At 43.4% G+C, this 19,895-nt stretch carries 22 protein-coding genes and 1 pseudogene; 14 read left to right on the top strand and 9 right to left on the bottom strand.

The window, feature by feature from the left end:
* Positions 1-72: 72 nt before the first annotated feature.
* From LDO37_RS20170 to LDO37_RS30290, 5 genes are all read left to right on the top strand, one after another.
* Complete coding sequence (locus tag LDO37_RS20170) at positions 73-624, top strand: TetR/AcrR family transcriptional regulator (protein WP_126608587.1); 552 nt, start codon at positions 73-75, stop codon at positions 622-624.
* A 78-nt stretch (positions 625-702) separates the two neighbouring features.
* Positions 703-1,083, top strand: coding sequence for an Hg(II)-responsive transcriptional regulator (gene merR / locus LDO37_RS20165; RefSeq protein ID WP_101110204.1), 381 nt, complete (start codon positions 703-705; stop codon positions 1,081-1,083).
* 68 nt (positions 1,084-1,151) lie between these two features.
* Positions 1,152-1,496, top strand: coding sequence for a mercuric transporter MerT family protein (locus tag LDO37_RS20160; protein ID WP_317982785.1), 345 nt, complete (start codon positions 1,152-1,154; stop codon positions 1,494-1,496).
* Positions 1,497-1,508: 12 nt separating this feature from the next.
* Positions 1,509-1,799: a mercury resistance system periplasmic binding protein MerP gene (gene merP / locus LDO37_RS20155; protein WP_126608586.1), complete on the top strand. Its 291-nt coding sequence runs from the start codon at positions 1,509-1,511 to the stop codon at positions 1,797-1,799.
* The gene (locus tag LDO37_RS30290; protein WP_126608585.1) at positions 1,792-2,010 is read left to right on the top strand and encodes a GDCCVxC domain-containing (seleno)protein; all 219 of its coding nucleotides are present in this window, start codon (positions 1,792-1,794) and stop codon (positions 2,008-2,010) included. The genes merP and LDO37_RS30290 overlap by 8 nt, the downstream gene beginning before the upstream one ends.
* A gap of 57 nt (positions 2,011-2,067) precedes the next feature.
* On the opposite strand, the gene LDO37_RS20150 is transcribed toward LDO37_RS30290, so the two are convergent.
* Together LDO37_RS20150 and LDO37_RS20145 are read right to left on the bottom strand one after the other, a co-directional pair.
* Positions 2,068-3,015, bottom strand: a complete 948-nt coding sequence (locus LDO37_RS20150; protein ID WP_126608584.1) for an alpha/beta fold hydrolase — start codon at positions 3,013-3,015, stop codon at positions 2,068-2,070.
* A 199-nt stretch (positions 3,016-3,214) separates the two neighbouring features.
* Positions 3,215-4,156, bottom strand: coding sequence for a LysR substrate-binding domain-containing protein (locus tag LDO37_RS20145; RefSeq protein WP_224055779.1), 942 nt, complete (start codon positions 4,154-4,156; stop codon positions 3,215-3,217).
* 168 nt (positions 4,157-4,324) lie between these two features.
* Here LDO37_RS20145 and LDO37_RS20140 point away from each other — a divergent pair, with 168 nt between their 5' ends.
* On the top strand, positions 4,325-5,398 hold the full coding sequence (locus LDO37_RS20140; protein ID WP_126608582.1) for a tartrate dehydrogenase: 1,074 nt from the start codon (positions 4,325-4,327) through the stop codon (positions 5,396-5,398).
* 121 nt (positions 5,399-5,519) lie between these two features.
* Positions 5,520-5,819 (top strand): annotated as a pseudogene (locus LDO37_RS20135) (transposase); the annotation flags it as partial.
* A 76-nt stretch (positions 5,820-5,895) separates the two neighbouring features.
* Here the strand turns inward: LDO37_RS20135 and LDO37_RS20130 are convergent.
* Positions 5,896-6,042 carry a hypothetical protein gene (locus LDO37_RS20130; protein ID WP_185829859.1) on the bottom strand — a complete coding sequence of 49 codons (147 nt, stop codon included), beginning with the start codon at positions 6,040-6,042 and terminating at the stop codon, positions 5,896-5,898.
* Between the two features lie 89 nt (positions 6,043-6,131).
* Here LDO37_RS20130 and LDO37_RS20125 point away from each other — a divergent pair, with 89 nt between their 5' ends.
* Together LDO37_RS20125 and LDO37_RS20120 are read left to right on the top strand one after the other, a co-directional pair.
* Positions 6,132-7,349 carry an acyltransferase family protein gene (locus LDO37_RS20125; protein WP_126608581.1) on the top strand — a complete coding sequence of 406 codons (1,218 nt, stop codon included), beginning with the start codon at positions 6,132-6,134 and terminating at the stop codon, positions 7,347-7,349.
* A gap of 234 nt (positions 7,350-7,583) precedes the next feature.
* Positions 7,584-10,940: an NHL repeat-containing protein gene (locus tag LDO37_RS20120; protein WP_126608580.1), complete on the top strand. Its 3,357-nt coding sequence runs from the start codon at positions 7,584-7,586 to the stop codon at positions 10,938-10,940.
* A gap of 144 nt (positions 10,941-11,084) precedes the next feature.
* Here LDO37_RS20120 and LDO37_RS20115 read toward each other — a convergent pair whose 3' ends face one another.
* From LDO37_RS20115 to LDO37_RS20100, 4 genes are all read right to left on the bottom strand, one after another.
* Complete coding sequence (locus LDO37_RS20115; protein WP_126608579.1) at positions 11,085-11,780, bottom strand: helix-turn-helix transcriptional regulator; 696 nt, start codon at positions 11,778-11,780, stop codon at positions 11,085-11,087.
* Between the two features lie 101 nt (positions 11,781-11,881).
* A complete protein-coding gene (locus tag LDO37_RS20110; protein ID WP_126608578.1) occupies positions 11,882-12,847 on the bottom strand; it encodes a response regulator transcription factor in 966 nt (321 codons plus the stop codon).
* Positions 12,848-13,146: 299 nt separating this feature from the next.
* Positions 13,147-13,920: an amidohydrolase family protein gene (locus LDO37_RS20105; protein WP_126608577.1), complete on the bottom strand. Its 774-nt coding sequence runs from the start codon at positions 13,918-13,920 to the stop codon at positions 13,147-13,149.
* Positions 13,884-14,291 (bottom strand): hypothetical protein, encoded by a 408-nt coding sequence (locus tag LDO37_RS20100; protein WP_126608576.1) that lies wholly within the window; start codon positions 14,289-14,291, stop codon positions 13,884-13,886. The genes LDO37_RS20105 and LDO37_RS20100 overlap by 37 nt, the downstream gene beginning before the upstream one ends.
* A gap of 160 nt (positions 14,292-14,451) precedes the next feature.
* Here LDO37_RS20100 and LDO37_RS20095 point away from each other — a divergent pair, with 160 nt between their 5' ends.
* On the top strand, positions 14,452-15,342 hold the full coding sequence (locus LDO37_RS20095) for a LysR family transcriptional regulator (RefSeq protein ID WP_126608575.1): 891 nt from the start codon (positions 14,452-14,454) through the stop codon (positions 15,340-15,342).
* Between the two features lie 15 nt (positions 15,343-15,357).
* Here LDO37_RS20095 and LDO37_RS20090 read toward each other — a convergent pair whose 3' ends face one another.
* A complete protein-coding gene (locus LDO37_RS20090; RefSeq protein ID WP_126608574.1) occupies positions 15,358-16,125 on the bottom strand; it encodes a hypothetical protein in 768 nt (255 codons plus the stop codon).
* Positions 16,126-16,399: 274 nt separating this feature from the next.
* Here LDO37_RS20090 and LDO37_RS20085 point away from each other — a divergent pair, with 274 nt between their 5' ends.
* Positions 16,400-16,597 (top strand): hypothetical protein, encoded by a 198-nt coding sequence (locus LDO37_RS20085; RefSeq protein WP_126608573.1) that lies wholly within the window; start codon positions 16,400-16,402, stop codon positions 16,595-16,597.
* An 87-nt stretch (positions 16,598-16,684) separates the two neighbouring features.
* Here the strand turns inward: LDO37_RS20085 and LDO37_RS20080 are convergent, their stop codons facing one another.
* Complete coding sequence (locus LDO37_RS20080; RefSeq protein ID WP_126608572.1) at positions 16,685-17,206, bottom strand: DUF2058 domain-containing protein; 522 nt, start codon at positions 17,204-17,206, stop codon at positions 16,685-16,687.
* A 151-nt stretch (positions 17,207-17,357) separates the two neighbouring features.
* Here LDO37_RS20080 and LDO37_RS20075 point away from each other — a divergent pair, with 151 nt between their 5' ends.
* The 3 genes from LDO37_RS20075 to LDO37_RS20065 all read left to right on the top strand — a co-directional run bounded on the left by LDO37_RS20075 (position 17,358) and on the right by LDO37_RS20065 (position 19,767).
* Positions 17,358-18,746 carry a multicopper oxidase family protein gene (locus tag LDO37_RS20075; RefSeq protein ID WP_126608571.1) on the top strand — a complete coding sequence of 463 codons (1,389 nt, stop codon included), beginning with the start codon at positions 17,358-17,360 and terminating at the stop codon, positions 18,744-18,746.
* A gap of 127 nt (positions 18,747-18,873) precedes the next feature.
* Positions 18,874-19,155 carry a putative periplasmic lipoprotein gene (locus tag LDO37_RS20070; protein WP_126608570.1) on the top strand — a complete coding sequence of 94 codons (282 nt, stop codon included), beginning with the start codon at positions 18,874-18,876 and terminating at the stop codon, positions 19,153-19,155.
* Positions 19,156-19,767 carry a COG3904 family protein gene (locus LDO37_RS20065; RefSeq protein ID WP_126608569.1) on the top strand — a complete coding sequence of 204 codons (612 nt, stop codon included), beginning with the start codon at positions 19,156-19,158 and terminating at the stop codon, positions 19,765-19,767.
* Positions 19,768-19,895: the final 128 nt, after the last annotated feature.

Here is a 19,895-nt window from a genome sequence, read left to right as displayed (position 1 = left end):
AATAAAATAGACAAGTCTGTCTACTTTTGTCAAACTCTTTTTGTCTTCTCTTTGAAACCACGTAGGCGAGTTATGAGTAAAAAACGTCAACTGCTGATCGATACCGCACTCGATCTTTTCTACCATCAAGGCATTCATGAGATTGGTATCAACGAAGTATTAAAAGTGTCTGGTGTCGCCAAAAGAACGCTTTACAGCCATTTTGAAAGCAAAGACGCATTGATTCTTGCTGCATTAGAGCAAAGACATTCACGCTTTATGCAGTGGTTAGAGGTGGTATTACAAAAGGCTGAGTCCGACCAAGAGTTGATTGATGATTTATTTGATGGTTTAGCGCAATGGTTTAACGGAAATACAAAAGACTTAGGCAAGTTTAGAGGCTGCTTTTTTATCAATACCTCTGCGGAATTCAGTAACATTGAGAGCGATATTCTGCAATATTGCACCTTCCACAAAAGGGAAGTAAAACAACTCATAGAAAGCAAACTCAGCGATGAAAATTCCCACCTCCTTGATGCAATCTGCATTATGAAGGAAGGGGCTATAACCACGGCGTACATGACTCACCAAGGCACCGAAGTGTGCGCGAAAAGCAAAAACGTGTTAAAAGCGCTATGTTCATAGAAGGGCTCGGTTTATAGCGAAGCTCGGTTTATTAACTGGCTTTGTTATGCCATATCGACATGCAAAGAGGTACTCACAATGTTGACCATTGGGAAAGTGGCGAATGCCGCTGGTGTGAATGTTGAAACCATCCGCTTTTATGAAAAGAAAGGGCTAATCACCCAGCCCCCAAAACCTACCGAAGGGTTTCGTCAATATCCATCTGAAACCTTACACCGATTGCGTTTTATTAAACGAGCACAAGAACTTGGTTTTACTCTAGACGAGATCTCGAACCTATTAAAACTCGAAGACAAAGACTGTCAAGAGGTTCAAGCTCTAGCCAAACAAAAAGCAGTACTCATTAGGAAAAAGATTGTTGATCTTCAGCGCTTAGAGTCCAACTTGAACCATCTTATTGATCAATGCTCAAATTCCCCAAGCACCTCCTGCCCCATTGTCGAATCTTTCAAAAAATAACCGCTTGACTCCGTACCTAGATACGGTTGCTACATTTAATAAATCAAAAGTCGCAACAGGAGTCTATTGTGGATAAAACGCCATCTATCCCATTAATAAGTGGAATGATTGCCGCTGTTGGTGCCAGCTTATGCTGTGTCGGTCCTTTGATATTACTGTTGCTAGGAGTGAGTGGTTCATGGATCAGTAGTTTAACTATGCTGGAACCCTATCGACCTATCTTCATCATTGCCGTACTTACATTCTTCATTTTAGCCATTAGACGCATCTACCGCCCTATCGACCAATGGCAGGAAGATGCTGCATGCTCGATTCCAAAGGTTCGCAAGCGTCAAAAAGTGGTTCTATGGATGGCTTCAGTCGTCGCGTTAATCTTGATAGCAAGTCCATACTGGATAGTGTTCTTCGTTTAAAGGAGCTGAAAAATGACTAGATTGATCGTAATGCTACTCAGTGTCGTAGCGGTGAGTTCTGCTATGGCAAAAGAGCAAATTGTCGAGTTGGATATTCCTAGTATGTCTTGCCCTGTATGCCCAATCACGATAAAGGCTGCACTAAACCGAGTGGAAGGCGTAACGAACGTTGAAACGTATCTTGAAGACAAGCTTGCACATGTCACTTTTGACGATGAATTAACGGACATCGTAAGTTTGGAGAAATCCACCACTGACGCCGGCTACCCTTCCACCGCTAAGCAGGTGACGAATCATGACTGATATTGTCCTAGAGTCCGAACTGACCTGCCCGCACTGTGAGAATAAAAAAATTGACGTGATGCCCACAAATGCCTGTCAGTGGTTTTACGAATGTGAGCACTGCCATCAGTTATTAAAGCCGAAACCTGGGGATTGTTGCGTTTATTGCTCGTATGGCACCGTTCCTTGCCCCCCAATACAACAAAACCCGAAGGCATGCTGTAAGGGGTAGCCTCGGAGACCAATAACAGACCTCCCGTGATTTGGCTACACAGTGAAACACTCAAACTTAGTGCTTTTCTGCAAATGATAGAAACGATTGTGCGGTTTCTGAAGGGGTTTCTACCATAGGCAAATGGCCGACGTTAGGGGCGATATCCAGTTGAGCATGCGGGATAACTTGCTTTAAAACCGACGCACCCGAAACATGCAGCACTCTGTCTTTCTCGCCCCATGTGATCAGTACCGAACCACTGTAATTTTCTAAAACACTATCCAAAGGCAAGTCAGGGTGAGGCTCACCATTTTTCATTCGATGTATTTGCTCGAAGATTTTGGTGTTTATCTCGACGCTTTCTTTCGCTTTGCCTGCTAAATGACGCACGATGGGAGAAGGGATAAATGGCGGTTCAACAAACAGAAAATCGAGCAGATCCATAAACTCGGCTTCTGTTCTGGGTAAGACCATTGGGTTAAGCCCTTTCTTGGTTGCAGCAAACATCTCGCTAACCTCCGAGCCTTCTACGCCAAAGGGGCTAACAAGCCATAAGTGTTCCACTGTATTGGGGTATTGAGCCGCAAAGTTCCCTGCTATGTATCCACCCATTGAGCTGCCAGCTAGATTAAACTCTGTGAGATTCAAAGCCTCAGTTATTCGCTTTACCCTTTTAACTTGTGAGAGCACATCATAATCCAACGCAATGTTCTGCGTGCTGTTCCCAAAGCCTGGTAAATCAATCGCAATAACATCAAAGTCACTCACAAGATCGCCGGATATTCGTACCCAATTGTCCTTATCTGCACCAAAGCCATGAAGCAGCACAAGTGGAGGGCCGCTTCCCCCACGAAGGTATTCGATATCGAGTTCACCAACTTGGATTTGCTTAAGCTCTAAACCTGCCATGCTTCGTTCTGCATTCGCTATATATCGAAAGAGTGTCGGAATCGGCGTTACAGCGTAGGCAATGATGGCAATTAGCACGAACCCCGAGAACGAAAGTAGAAGGATTTTTTTCATGCCTTGGTTCCTTTTTCACGTCAGATAACCACTTAAATGCCAATCTAGTGTTTAGAACAACCAATCCAGTACAGATAGTCTGATGTGAGAAAAATAAATGAAACAGTTGCTAAACGACCACACGGATTCCTTATTACTGTTGAGTGGGACAGAAGTTGGGCTCCTAAGGGCGAGGTTACTTGGGTATATAACTTAAGCATTACAAGTAGATAGGAAGCCGAGATTTTAACAAGTTCACACAAACTTTTAGCTTTGCGGAGGTTTCTAGACGAACAGGGAAGATCGCATGAATATCTGCTTGTTGCTCGAAGTCGGGTAAAATTCGAATCAATTTCCCTTTGGTAATTTCGTCTTTGACGTTCCAAATTGATCGAAGCATTACACCATGACCATCTATACACCACTGCTTTGCTACCAAGCCATTGTTGGTACTTAGCTTACGATAAAAGTCAATAGAAGCTTTGCCATTTTTACCATCGAGCTGCCATGACTGATAATGTTGATCTCGCTCTCGAATACTAATACATGTGTGATCTTTTAATTCTGCAACAGTACGCGGCTCACCATGCTCTGAAATGTACCGACTCGATGAACATATGATACGAGAGTTTACCGCTAACTTTTTCGCGATCATGTTTTGTGGCAGCTCTCCTCCTATTTTTATCTCAAGATCAAACCCTTCCTCTAGAAGACCTACTGGTCTATCTAGTAGTTCAAGATCTACACTTAATTCTGGATAATTCCGTACTAACTCAGAAATAATGGGAGCAATACACTGGCTGCCAAACCCCGTACTGGTCGTAATACGTAAACTTCCTCGCGGTACTTCATGCTCATAATTAATATCAACAAACATCCGTTCAGCTGCATCTAATATCTGCATTGACCACTTTAGAGCGACTTTTCCTTCGAGAGTCAACGTCACCTGCCTTGATGAGCGAAGGAAAAGTTTTACCTTGAGCTGCTTTTCTAAAAGCCCAATTCGCTTACTAACATATGCGGGTGACACATTTAACTGACTCGCTGCTGCAGAAAAACCACCTAACTTAGCTGCAATCACAAATACTCTTATGTCATTTAAAGGTGGTAAATTATTCAAGTTTTGTCGCTCTAAAATACTTATCTCAATTAAGAAAAGCACACTTTGTGTTTTATTGAAGTTGAAGCCATCACACTTCCTAAAACAGAGTAACCATATTTTCCAAAGTGTGAATTATTACTTCACTTTCTCGAGAGTCTTAATTTCTATCGAGTTTGATAAAGTGTTCCCTCAGTCCCTCACCCTCCACAACACATATAAGGACAAATAATGAAAACACTAGATATTGCCGTTATTCCTGGTGATGGTATTGGCAAAGAAGTAATTCCAGAAGGTATTAAAGCAATTGAGCAGGCATGCAAACTAAATGAATATAAGATTAATTGGACATATTTTGATTGGAGCTGTGAAACTTATCACCAAACTGGTCGTATGATGCCAGAAGATGGATTGGATCAGTTGAAAAAATTCGATGCTATTTACCTTGGTGCTGTTGGTTTCCCAGGAGTGCCCGACCACGTTTCCTTATGGGGTTTACTATTACCTATTCGTCGCGCTTTCAACCAATATGCTAATATTCGTCCAGTACGAATATTTGAAGGCATCCCATCTCCATTGGCAAACAAACAAGCGGGTGACATCGATTTTTATGTTGTTCGTGAAAATGTTGAAGGTGAGTATTCTGCAATTGGAGGGCTTCAATATGAAGGCACGGAACATGAGCTTTGTATGCAACAAAGTGTCTTTACGCGAAAAGGTACAGATAGAATATTGAAATACGCATTTCAACTCGCCAATCGTCGCCCTAAAAAGCACCTTAGTTCAGCGACAAAATCCAATGGAATTTATCATAGTATGCCTTACTGGGATAACCGAGTAGTAAAAATGGCAGCACGTTTTCCTCATGTACAGGTTGACCAATTTCATATTGATATTTTTACCGCCAATCTTGTACTAAAGCCTGAATATTTTGATGTCATTGTTGGCTCTAATTTGTTTGGTGATATTTTATCGGATCTTGGTCCTGCATGTACTGGAACTGTAGCAATTGCGCCTTCAGCAAATATTAATCCAGAGAAAGATTTTCCCAGTATGTTTGAACCGGTCCACGGTTCAGCTCCCGATATTTCTGGAAAATTTATAGCTAATCCTTTGGGGGCTATTTGGGCTGGTGCCATGATGCTAGATCATTTAGGGTTGAAATCCGCTCACGATAACATACTGAGTGCTATGGAAGATGTGATTAAGGAAGCACGGTATTTGACTCGAGACATGGGAGGGGATGCAACTACTCAGCAGCTAGGTGATGCGATAGTTAACGCGATGAAGAAGTCCATATTCTAGATTCTGTTGACCCTTCGAGATAATTTTTGCAGCAATTTGTGGGGGCGTTGTTGCCTAAATCAGTTGAACCTTTTCCAAGACCAGCGATCTGATCCTTTGTGATGATTAGAACGGTGGTGATATGGGCAAAGCGAAAAAGAAGATAACTAACTGGGCGGAGTACAATAGGGCTCTGTGCAAACGGGGGTCCGTTACGTTTTGGATAGATGATTCAGCCGTAGATGCATGGCGATGTAAAACTCATCATGGTAAGCGTGGTAGAGGCTTTCAGTACTCTGATACAGCGATTGAAACTGCCTTGATGATTAAGGGGATCTTCTCTCTGTCATTACGTGCTCTTCAAGGCTTTATCGACTCTATCTTTGAGCTATTAGATGTTCCGCTGACCTCCCCAGATTACACCTGCATCAGTAAACGCTCAAGTGGGCGAAATCATGGTGAATGTCAAAGCGATTAACAAAGTCATAGGACTAGGTATACCCGTTAGAAGCTAACGGCTAGTCATACATGGCATCGTTGAGCCTTAAGCTGATTTGATCAACAACGCCGAGTAAGGTGCCTTTTGCTTTCACAAATAACAGATGGACAGTCATACCCGCCAATTTCTCGTTAATTTTATAGAAATGCGAAGCAATACCTAACATTAACAAAGCTTAACTAATCTCCACTGGTATTCTTTTTCCTAGATGTAAGACACTGACTTTACTTAATAAGAAACACAATCGGTGTGTTTATGGCTACGTCATCCTTACCTCCATTACCCTTGCTTACCCCATTACGAGGCTTTGCTGCCTTGTTTGTGGTGCTCTACCATGCGCGGCTTGTTTTATTTCCTCAGTGGAAATCCCCCATTGCGGATTACACATACTTCCTTGAAAGGGGCTACATCTGGGTCGATCTGTTTTTCATTCTAAGCGGCTATGTGATGATCCATGTCTATCGGAATACATTCAAAGATGGGGTAACGCTCTCCAACTGGCGTCAGTTTATGTGGCTCCGTTTCAGCCGTATTTACCCTTTGTTCCTTATTACTTTATTAACGCTCATCGCATGGGAAAGCTTTAAAGCCAGTGAAGGGATTCTCTTTTATGCCGGTCCGTTGGCAGAAAGCTGGGGGCTCGCTGGACAAGCACCATTTGAAGGGCCTTATAACCGTGGCGATGCTATTCTTTCAAACTTACTTATGCTGCAAAGTATGGAAACGTCTGGTGGGCTTAGTTGGAACATATCGTCGTGGTCACTCAGTATCGAGTGGTTAGTGTATTTGTGCTTCCCAGCCATGGCGGTTTCGTTGCTTAAACCATTTGGCAGAAGTTATGTGATTCCTGTTCTCGCTTTACTTATGGTTTACGCTTTGGTGGCACAATCAAATAGTTTAGATCACACCAAGTCTGCGGAAGCGTTAATTCGAGGTGCTAGTGGGTTTATGTTAGGCGCTTGGATGTGTAGCAACATCAATAACAGCTGGATGGCAAGGTGTCAGGGCGGATTTTGGGTTTGGGCAATGATTGCGGGTGTGGTGTTTTCTATGCACTTTCGTTCCAGCCAGCTTTCCCTTATGTCAACTTACGTCTTTATGACTTTATTGGTGGGTATTTCCGCTGTTCAGATGCAACCCAAGCAACTGTTTATTCGAATATTGGACAACCGATTCACCCAGTTCCTTGGCGATATTTCTTACTCTGTTTACTTATGGCATGCGGTGTTGTTACTTGCCGGAACGGAAGTTATTCATTACATCGCACCAGAAAAACTGGCATGGTGGTATGAGCAGACATCATGGACAGCCGGACTGATAGGCATCACTTTGTTCCTTGCGATAACTGTTGCTGTTTCGACCTTAAGTTATCACGGTATCGAACGCCCAGCCCAGCGTTGGCTACGAAACCTGTCTCAAGGAAAGTACGTTCAAAAAACCAAAACGACGGTGAGCGCAAAAACACAAAACTAGCGGAAGGCAGTTCTCCGGAACTGCCTTTTTCTTTATCCCTACCTTTAACCTTTATTCTCAATACTGAAACAGATTCGAGCTACTCACGGAAATTAATCTATTGATTTAGCAGTCTTTATTTCTTTACTAAGAAAAAACGACCAATTCTACCTATATACCGATCAAGCCTCTCCTGAAAAAATCGCCTCGACTAAAACACTCGCTCACGGCGGGGGACAAAAGGAAGAGGTAAACATGTATTCAACTCACAGATTCAAACTCATTTTAGGAATGGGGACGCTACTTGCTAGCTCAATAGCCCACGCCATACCCTCCAATACTGTCGGTACATTCGGAGTAAATGGAAGACTAAGCGCCAACTATGCCGATTACACGGGCAGCAATTCACGAACCTATTTCAAAGACATTGAAAGCACGCCTGATGGAAACCTCCTTGCTGCGGGGTATACCTCTCGGGCAGACGGCATCTACGACGTATTGCTGGTGAAGCAGAGCCAAACAGGCGCTCTCGATACAAGCTTTGATAGCGACGGAAAGCTGATCCTTCCCCTACGCGATGACGCTCGCGCCATTTCTACCGCTATTCAACCTGATGGAAAAATTTTGGTTCTTGCCATGAGCCGAAATACGGGTGGGTTTTGGCAAGTGGAATTACTTCGCCTCAGTGAAAGTGGTGCATTAGACACCAGCTTTGGCACCAATGGGAAATATATTGTTCAAGCGTCTAAAAACTTGTACCCAAAAGATATGGCGGTAACCTCTACAGGCGACATTATCTTTATCTACCACGAATACTATCAAACCTCTCTTGGCACCGATAAATACTATACCAAGATGAAAAAGCTCACTAAGGCTGGCGCTGCAGATACTTCGTTCACTACGGATTTTGTTAACGTGGTGCGATTCGGTGCATCCAATACCCACTCTGTTGAATTTGAAAAAATTTCATTGGATGCCAGCGACAACATTTATCTTACAGGTCGATATGTTGGTGTAAATGTTAGCTACAATCCGCTGATTTCTATGTTGATTGCCAAATATAACGTTTCTGGGCAACCTGAAAACTTCGGTCCTACTGTTGCAAATACATCTATTCAAAACGTATGGGCTTTACATAACAATCTATCTTCATCCGCTGGCTCGGGGGTATCGACGACAAACAACATATTGAACGCGAGCGTGATATTACCCGGTGGAGATATTGTCAGTGTAGGTTGTAACGCAAACGGTCATGCCATCATTCAACGCCAAACCAGCACTGGAGCATTTGTTCCAACATTTGGCGTTGGCGGTATACGAGTCCTAGACGTACTCCCCAACAATGAATGCTATACCGAAGTCGCATACAGCCCATCAGCGGGTTTAATTGCCATCGGCGACAATTCTGATGAACAGATAATGTGGCAGTTTGATAAAGATTCAGCCGCAACAAGTTTCTCTAACTCCGGCAATATTATCGACTCTTCCACGAACAATTCGCAACAAGGTAAATTCAGCGCCCTAGGTATCATGGAAAATGGTCAAATTATTGTTGCGGGGACCACAGGAATTCCGTACGTAACAGGTTCTAAGGTTGAGGGTTCGCTAATAATGTACCAAGGTATTGCTATACCACCAGCAACGGCAACCGCCTCTTCCTTGAGCTTTACCAGTCAAACCAATGTTGCGGGCGCAACTCAAGTCACATCCAATGCACAAACTGTTTCCGTCACGCCTTCGGGTACCGTTAACGCATTTGTCTCCAATGGTGCGGTGATTCGTAACGGAGGAGGTAACCCCATGACCGGTATTTTGGGCGTAACAGATGGTGATAGCCTAGAGCTGACTCACACATCGTCCAGCGTATCCGATCAAGACACCACCACGTCCTTGATCATGAAAACGGGTAACGGCTATCACCGAAACAACAAGTCGTGGACAACTGGGGATTCCATTGCCACGTTCACTTCTACCACCCATTTTGTCGATACCACCCCAGACGCCTTTGTTCTTCAGCCTCAGGGAACCCAAACACCGACACAGCTAAGCGCAATAGCAACATCAGAAACCATCACGGTAGCAGGAGTTAACGGTGCCACGCCCGTATCTATTACGAACGGGGAATATTCCATAAATGGCGGTGCTTACACCAGCGTAAATAGTACGGTGAATAACGGCGACACCGTGACTGTTCAGCACACAGCATCAAGCAGCTTTTCAACGGCAACGCTTTCTACTCTTGATATTGGCGGGGTTACCGCGACGTTTGAATCCACAACATTGGCCGCCGACACTACACCAAATTCATTCCCTATCATCATCTACTATCAAGGTAATGCTCCCCTTCCAAACGAAACCATTACTTTCAATAATGTGGTGACTGTTACGGGAATCAACGCACCCTCACCCATAAGTGTTGGTGCTGGAGGTCAGTACAGCATCAATGGGGGGGCATACCTCGGTTCAAGCGGTACCGTTGAAAACAATGACGTGATTAGCGTCCGCTACGACGCTTCAGCCATCTATTCAGGCACAAAGGAAGTTGGGTTAAATGTAGGTGGGGTGAATACTCGCTTGTCCAGCACCACTGCAGCGAAAGACACCACGCCAAGCCCATTTAGTTTTGCGAGACAAAGCGGCGTTGATTTAAGCACGACCATTACCTCTACACCATTTACTGTTGGTGGAATTAATGCACCGAGCCCTGTATCGATAACAAATGGGCAGTACAGCATTAATAGTGGACCATATATCACAACGCCAAGCACCGTCGAAGCGGGAGATGAAGTTCGAGTCAGACATACTTCGGCTTCAACACACAATACTAGTACGTTAACAACGCTCACTATAGGTGGCGTTTCGAGTACCTTTGTCAGCGGTACAAAAGCCGCCACTACAACCGCAGACACAACACCCGATGCATTTAGTTTCACTGGTGTAACTGGTGTGAACTTTAATACTCAGGTGTCATCGAACACCATCACCGTAACGGGCATTAATGCACCTGCCCCAATTTCTATCCTAGATGGAGAATACAGCGTAAATGGTGGGAATTTCACCTCGGCAGTGGGAACGGTAAATCTCAATGATAATGTCGTCGTTCGCCACACATCGGGACCACGTCAACTCTATACCAACGCGTCGACGCTTACGATTGGTGGGATTGTTGGTCGATTTTCTAGCGTGACGAGAGCGAACGTAGCCACCACGGACACAAGACCGGATGCGTTTGTATTAGGCGCATTGACCGACGTTGATCTTAATACTCTAGTGGCTTCGGCTTCAATCACGATTTCGGGTATCAACGCCCCAGCAGACATATCGATTGTTGATGGTGAGTACAGCATAAATGGGGGAGCTTTCACTTCCGTCGATGGCACTGTCAGTGTGAATGATGAAGTTGTTGTTAGACATACGTCTGCTAGTAACGTCTCATCATTGCAAACATCAACCCTAACCATTGGTGGCGAAAGCTCGGTGTTCTCAACCACGACAAAGGCGATCAGCAATAGCACCGGAACTGTCAGTGGCGCAAGCAGTAGCGGTGCCTCTTTTGGACTAGGCTGGTTACTGTTTGCATTCTTAATTGGGTTGAGAAGAGTGAAAAAATAGTCTTAACTACGCCGACCAACCGATATCAAACCTTACAAGCCAGAGGATACTTATTCTCTGGCTTATTTATCTAAATTTCGCTGATATACCGTTTTTTCATGAGCCAACTATTATCTCATGAATCACAATCGTCTCACTACATTGTTACTGAACAGAAAGCTGGAAGTTGTTTTTCTCGTCATTGAGTTTAGAAACCAACAGCGCACGAGATGAAATACCGAGCTTTTCGTAAATTTTGACTAAGTGGTTCTCTGTCGTTTTTCTTGATGTACCCATTTCGCTTGCAATTACTTCATTAGACAATCCTTGCCCAATGTAATAACAAACAACCTTTTCTTTATTCGATAAAACGCTAAAGCTCGTACCAAGGTAACAAGCCTCGACGATTTGGTAGTTTTCATTTTTATTGACTTTGAAAATCAGTCCAAATTGCGTGAAGACATTGTCTTGAATGTCAAAAAGAGAAGCATTAATTTGATCTAACGCCGCTCCTTGAGACACCAGCAAAGGCAGATAGCCATCATCTTGCTCCAAAATATGACCTTCTTTGCTATACAACGCTCTAAAAGAATTGGGGTGCTTATTGCTGTCATAAAAATTAGATAACAAGTTAAGGCGGAACCCTTCTGCAAGGTGGGGCAATATAAACGTGACTAACTTCTTTTCATTCTCATCTAAAGGGATTTCTGTTGATTCTGACAACGCAAGTATATGAGATACCCCCGACCCTTCTGCTTGAAAATGAAAGTGATGAAGTTTGATGTCTGATAAGGCACTATCCTCTCGTAAAACGCTCCACACAAACGTCTTTTCTGAGAGTATTTTGCTTAAGTTATCCATACACCAAACTCTGAAATCATTTGTTTGTAGGCTCTGGCTGCTATGATATATGCCGACGATATACTGGCTCAGCTTGTCATTAAGTAAATGCAATTGAACTCTCACATTAAATCTTGTTCGGATAACACCGCGATAGCTTGATATCGGGAAGTAACATTGAGTGCTTTATTTATCTCTTTCATATGATTACTAACGGCATCTTGAGAAATGAATAGCTCTCTGGCGATTTCTTTATTAGAAAGCCCCCTACAAAGGAGTTGGCAAACAGCAAGCTTTCTCTTGCTTAGTTGATCTTTAATAGGAGCTTTGATGATTTCAATGTAGACGAGCCCGTCGTTATTGCTCATCCTCACTTTATTCTTTTCAGAAAAGCGTTTGGACTCAAGTAAATTCAGGTCAACGGTATTATCAGATAACATTTCATATTCTTTCATCAAATCTTCAAAACGCTCTTCAGATTCAATAATTTTCCCATGTTTATCCACTATCCCTCTAACGCTATGTTTGCTTTTTGAATCATCATTGATGGACTTAATAAGATTAATTCTTAGTGCTTCCACTAAGTTTGGCACGATAAATTGCTTAATTTCGCGCTCTTCTTTAGTAAAGTTTTGCTTACTCTCTCCTCGAACAAAAGAGAATGCGTTAACAATCATACTGTTCGGGTTTAAGGTCATGGTAACCATGGCATGTTCTAAATCATATTTTTTACAATGAATAAGGTAAATATCCGAATTCTTAAATCTTTCTTCTGGAATGATTTCTTGAACGTCATAAGTTTTATTAAGGTTTGCAAATAAGTAGCCTGATATCTCCTGAGCCGTTTTAGACACAGAAGAGATCTCAATGTAATGCTGCATAACGCCTTCAGGTAGATTGTACGTGAAAGAGTCTTCATCGAAAAACGGGGTTTCTATTTCGGAACGCGTTATCCAAAACCCCACATCTACTTTAATAAGCTCACTAAACCTATTCATTGCTGCTTGTTTGAAATCAGCTATAGGCAAATCGTAAGCAAGACGATAGATATCAACAATGCACTGACTTATCTTTTCTTCATTGATCATAGTTGTTCTTTTTTAGTGAGTACTAATTTACTAACTTGTTATCAATATTTTAGCAGGAGATCTCACATAAAAGTGCAAAGCTGACCACATCTAATGGCAATACCGTGTGTCATCATTGCTTCACTAGTGATAAAAACATTATCTATCTTAATTGGCTCAAATGTACCAAAGAATCATCTGTGCGTTTTGCAACCATCGTTAAAAGTAGAACAAAGACAGTCATTTGACTGCCTTTTCTTGAATGTGCTCCAATCAATGCCATTCACCGCTCAAAAGCCGGACGTGGCATTAGGTTTCACTTATTTGGTTGCTTCGGTCAGGGCTTGTTGAAACATTAAGCTGGTGGTACAAAACTCATCGCTATGACTGTGACCAGGAAGCATAGCCAAGGTTCTCATGACACGCTGATTGGTTGCACTAAGCGCCAGACCAGAATTGCTGTTTTCAATAATGGCTGGTACACCTCGATATACTGTCGCTTCCACTCCTATTTCATGAATATTTTTCGGGTTCACTTTGTACGGGTTGCTATCCAATATGGTGAAATCTGCGTATTTTCCCGGTTCAATTGTTCCAATTTGATTCTCCAATCTTGCTGTATAGGCGGCATCAATCGTTATCGCCCGCATAGCTTCATCGACTGTGATTTTTTCCTGTGGTCCCATCACTGTAGAGCCAGACAAACCAATGCGATTTACGGCAGCCCAAACTAAATACAAAGGCTGAGCAGGTGCCATCGGAGCGTCGGAATGTAAAGAAAGCACGCCTCCAGCATCAATAAATGAACGCCCTCGTGACATCACTTCCGCCCTTTCCTGACCAACACCAAACTCACTATATAGCTCAGCCAAAACATGCGTATAGAAAGGGTTTACGCTGAAATTCGCCCCCGACTCAACCGCTCTAGGAATGTCGTTTTTGTCAGTGATACCCAAATGATGAAAACTTGTGCGGTGATCTTCACGTTGATGTTCCGAATTGAGCTTCTCAACCACTTCGATAGCACTTTCAAAGCCCAAGTCTCCGTTGGCATGAATCACCACCGTATAATCATCTTCCCAGTAGGGGCGCATGCTGTCTTCCAGTTCCTCGGGAGTTTGTAACCACTCAGCCAAAGATGGATATGAGGTTCCACAAAACCTGGGGTGATGACTTTGTCAGCAAAATCATCATTGATGGAAAAACCTGGATGCGCTTGGTATTTGTTCACCAAGTTTTTCTTCAGCCCCACATCGAGTATCTTGCCATCTTGTACCGCAACGGCATTGCTGCCTTTGGGGGTATTGTCAGCCAACGTGATCAGATCATTCGACACGTACACGGTTATCGCGCCACTCGCTGCCAGGTCATTGTTTACGTTCGCTGTATCTTGCTCTTTATAGGTACAACCTAGTACGGTCATTAAGCTGATGGCGATTGCAGAATATTTGATTGTTTTGTTCATTTGGACACCTGCTTATCAGAAACTTTATATGCCTTAAAACACATATTGAGAACTGTGTCCCGTATTAAGCAATTCAGAACACTATGGGAATAAAATACCAATGAAATCCCGTTCGAAGTAATGCATTATGAGGGGGGTTATCCAACATATTAGGGTTATTATGTTTTCCTATGAACACCTAGCTGCATTTTGCGCCGCAGCAGAAGAAGGCAGTTACAGCCAAGCTGCTCGTAAACTCAAGAAAGACAGAACAACGGTGCGTGAGCAAATCAAAGCACTGGAGGATGGCTATGCAGTTACGCTGTTCAATATTGAGGGAAAAAAGGCGGTGATGACGGCACAAGCCGAAGCATTCTATAAACAAGCCAAATTGGTACTACGCAGCAGCGAAGCGCTAGAATCACATATGATAAATAGCTACCAGAATCAATTTACACATTTTGATATTTATCACGACGCGCTGGTTCCAACGACCATGATTGCCCACGTGGAAACCAAATTCACACAGCAATTTCCGCACATTAAGCTAAATTGGCTTCATCGGAACAGAGAAGAAATCCTCAATAAAGTCTCCATGGGGACGCACCAACTGGCGTTAATGCAATATCGCTTAACCAGTGATATTAAAGTGCCCTATCGATTTTTAAATCTGGGGGCTGAAAGCTTCGTCGTCTGTTGTAACCCTAAGCACCCACTTGCCAAAGCCAAAGTCGCCTCCCTTGATGAATTGAAGCTCGAAAAACAATACATTACTGAAAACCTTTATGATGCGTTGCCCGATATGTTTGGTGTATCGCCAGACCTTCGATTTGTTAGTAATAATGATGTGCTAATCGAGCTGCTAAAAAGTGATGGCTGGTCAATTCTGAGCAAAGCACAAGCTCATCCGTACTTAGAAAAAAATGTACTCAAGGAAGTTCGAATTGAACAAGCTATCTCGCCACCAAAATCCGGTGTCGCTTTCTATTACCCTATCGCTCTAGAAAAAGAAAAAGAGCTTCTTCACATAAAGGAAGTGATATCACAATACGCGAGGAAGCACTTTATCTAAGGCTGTGTATGACTACTAAAAGAACCACTTAACGCCAACTTCCGCTTTCAGTTCGTAGTCCCCTTCTATGCTGATCCCCGTTGGCGTAACGATGTTTGCGGCAGCGTATTCAAGCTTGGTCATTAGCCACTGCGTCCGGTCTGATTTTAGCGGTGCATTGAACATTAAATTGAACGCGGTGGATTCCATCTCGACCGTATCTCCAGAAACCGTGAAGTATTCTGGCCAAGCCTGAATAAACGCGCCTGTGTCACCAAATGGGATCGTGGCAAACAGGTTTAGCATGTATCCTTTAGCGGACTCCCCAAACACCTTACCAGACGTGTAATTTACATTGGGGAACAACATCACTCCCCCAGTGTACTCTGGGTTAATCGATCCGATTGCCCCAAATGAATACAGCGCGGTATCATCTAAACCCCCATTTTTTTGATGAATGATATCAGCCATAAATCCTATTCTTGGAATCAAGGCGTTATCAATGCCAGATACTTGGAAATACTGAGCTCTGGAACCCAAATAATCCGCACCCAGCGAATCCTTCCCAGCTGTACTTTGGCTATCGCCAAAATTAGCTTCAAGAAAACCACCAAATTGGATATTTTCTGTCCAAGATCCTGTCAGCATGGAAGATAAACGTACATCGGCGTCCGATGTAACAAATACTGCGGCTTGGGTATAAACACGTGTGAGATCGGCTGGGTCGATCATCTCGGATTCTTCGGCCATGGCAGCTGAAGAAAAGGTGAGGGCTGTCGCGAAAGCTAACAAAGAATGTCTCATATTAACCCCTAACTAATGGCGCTTTTTCTGCTGATTTAGGACGTCTAAACCTTGTGAAAAAGTCGACGAAATCGAATACTCATCAACTTAGCAGGGCTTACTGATGCATTAAATTACATTTCGTTGGGTTAAACCCATCATTAGTACCGAGGATTATCGCCTGAATGTTAGGTTTTTCCCCTCATAATCGTTTATGCAACAAATTGATTTTCCGATACCTTTTTCGCTAAGGACGTCTCTGGGTGATCACTCTGATTCTGCAAGGGGGCTGAACATGGCGAAATCCACACAAATCCTTATTCTGCTGATTACGATTTACTCCACTGTCGTGATTTACGGCTTTTATCTTGTGAAGAATCAGCAGCCTAAAATCCCAAATGAAACCAACAGCGAAGTCGTAGCCGAACCACCTACTCAAGCGGTGAGTCATATACGCCAGCGGCTAAACATTAAGTCTATGCCGCTTTTGTAAAGGCTCGACCGATGCCAATCGCGCGCAATAAAAAAGCAGCGTTTCCGCTGCTTTTAACCGATTGATATGTTGAAAAAGTGTGGGCGATCACCACATCAAATCATCCGGTACAACAAAATCGGCGTACGGATCGTCTTCTGCCGGAATCTCTTCTTCCGTCGACTTATTCTCAATGATGGACTCCTCATCACGCATTGCGATCTTAGTCGCTACTACGCCAGGAATCACTGCATATCCATCTTCATAACGTGCCACGGCTAGAATGCCTTTTAGCAATTGGTCACGTACAAGTGACTCAACGTACAAAGATTTAATCAGCTTACCGTCTGTAAAGTTATATTTAATGTCGCCATCTTTCAGATCAAGCTTATTCATTTCGATCAACTGCTTAACCTGAGCGCGGATCTCTTTTGATAACTTAAGCTCTTTTTGCTGCTGACTGAGTTCTTTATCTTTCGCTTGCTGCGCTGCTTTTGTTGCTTCTGCAGCCGCTTTTGCTTCACGTGCTTGCACGCGCGATTTCTTCGAATTCTTTTTCGCTTTTTTCAGCTTCTTTTCGTTTACCAAGCCAGCTTTCAACATCTGCTCTTGAAGCGTTAATTTAGCCATTTCCAATCCAATCTAATTAAACTGCTGCCAGTTTAACGAAGGCATCAGGGGATTTAAACCAAATGTGTTATGGTTTCACGCAAAAATCATCTCGAAAAACCATCAGGCTCTAATATCAGGCTATTATCAGGCTATTATCAGGAATGAAATTATGGATATCCGTCGACGTAGATTGCTTCAAGCAGGGCTAGCAATCTCTTCTCTGTTTGCGCTTCCTGCATGTACCGTAACCAAAGCAAGCCACAGCAAAAAGAAAGGTTGGGTTTACGAACTCACCGCGGAAGAAACCACGGCCGAATTGGTGGATGGGTTCCAAACCGATGTATTGGGTTTCGATGGACGTATTCCTGCCCCTACCCTTCGCTGTCGCCAGAACGAACCCGTTACCATCATTTTCACGAACAAACTGAAAGAACCAACGACGATCCATTGGCATGGGCTACGCATTCCCATCGAAATGGATGGCGTTCCCTTCCTAAGCCAACCGCCTATTATGCCTGGTGAAACTTTTACCTACACCTTTACGCCACCAGACGCCGGCACATTTTGGTATCACCCCCACGTGAACAGTGTGGTTCAGCTTGGTAAGGGATTAGTTGGTGCCATTATTGTTGAAGAAGAAGAGCCCGTTGTCTTTGATGAAGAACACACGCTGATCCTCAAGCATTGGCACATAGACAAACAAGGTCAATGGAAAAAGCTGATGATCCCACGCTACAGCGCCAGAATGGGTACTCCCGGAGAATGGGGCACCGTTAATGGTAAACATGAGCCGGTTTATCAGTTGAAAGAAAACGCGACTACTCGCCTGCGCATTGCGAACGTAGATAACACGCTCACCTATCCTATTGTGGTTGAAGGTGCAGACGCGTGGGTGATCGCGATCGATGGCAACCCTATTAAAACCCCTTATAAATTGAAAGCACATAAAATTAGCCCCGGAATGCGAGTCGATTTAGCAGTGCACGCACCGAAACAAGGCGAACGATTTTACGTTCGATTCTTGAAAGGAAAATTCCCATTTCCACTGTGTGAATTCGAATCCATTGCTTCTGATATTGCAGAAAGAAAACCGTTCCCTAAGCTGCCACTCAACCCCGTACCTGAGCTGGACTTGGCCAATGCGACGGAAATCGATTTTGTCTTCGAATGGGAAGGCGCTATCTCACCCACTAAGAAAAATGGCAAAGTCGACACCAAATTTTGGCTGATGAACAAGCGTGCTTGGGAAGGCATGAGCAAAGACTCCATTCCAGCACCACTCGCGACATTGGAATTTGGAAAAACCTACATATTCAATTTAAGAAACGTTACCCAATACCATCATCCTATTCATTTACACGGACATACCTTTACGGTGTTGGAATTGGACGGGAAAAAACTGGATGAACCCTTCCATACCGACACCGTATTGCTTGGTAAAAACGGTAAAGCGCGCGCCGCCTTTGTGGCCGATAACCTAGGTAGGTGGATGTATCACTGTCACGTTATCGAGCACATGAAAACAGGTTTGATGGGGTACATAGAAGTCGTACAGTAATTTCACTTACATTGGCTTACATAGATTGATTCTGTCTACTGGTAGTATTTTCGCCAACAAACCGAACATTATTGCACCTACACGTGTGTTAACCCCTGTTTTTAATAAAGTTATAGGTAGTCAGAACATGAAAAAAGTTCTTTTAGCATTACTGGCATCAGCCATTATTTCTGGTTGTTCAAGTGCATCAATCGATACATCGAAAGCTCTTGTCGGTGAAACCAGTAAAGAGAACATTATTGCCCTGTATGGTGATCCTTCTATCACAGTTAACGCTGAAGAAGTAGATTCCGTAATGTATAGCTTTGACGGACATGAGATCGCTTTTACGTTTGTGGACGGCATTCTTACACATAAAGAAAAGTTAGTGAAAGAGAACGGCGAATGGGTTTCATACGAGGTTGAATAAATGAAAAAACTAATTCTTGCACTGGGTATTATTTCAACGCTTTCTGCCTGCGCTTCTCAAAAGTTCGAGTACTCATACGCGTCTGTTTGTGACGAAAGCCTAGATGGCGATAAACCACTCACTTTTGATGTTGTAGAAAATGTCGCGTATGCCAGCGGCGTTATCTGTGACGGCTCTCTTGATGCTTTTGATGATTTAGTGGATAACCACCCAAACATAAAGAAAATCCAGCTAGGTATCATTAACGGTTCTATTGATGACGAAACCAATCTAATCATGTCGTACGAGTTGCGCGACAGAGGAATTTCAACTCATCTGGCTGCAAACAGTATGGTTGCTTCAGGTGGAACTGACCTGTTTATTTCTGGTGTTACTCGAACCATGGACTCAGGCGCGAAAATTGGTGTGCATTCGTGGTCTGCCGTAGACGTTGAAGGCTCTAAGCTGCCAAGAGACCATGCAGAACATAAGCCCTATCTGGACTATTACAAGGTAATGGGCATTGATACTGAGTTTTACTGGTTCACACTGGAATCCGCACCAGCCAGTGACATACATTTTATGACAAAAGAAGAAATCCAGCGCTTTGGTATTGCAGACTATTCACAATAAATAGTTCACTAACCAAGTAATATTTGAATGGCTGTTCGAAGAGTCGAGCAGCCCGAAGGCTACGCTCAAATAACCGCTGTATCATAATTCAGACACCACACTAAAAACCCCTTATCTGCATTACCTTC

This window comes from Vibrio penaeicida (genome assembly GCF_019977755.1).
Lineage (GTDB): Bacteria > Pseudomonadota > Gammaproteobacteria > Enterobacterales > Vibrionaceae > Vibrio > Vibrio penaeicida.
Note: the sequence above shows the minus strand (reverse complement) of the source record. Positions and strands in the feature narration are given on the sequence as shown.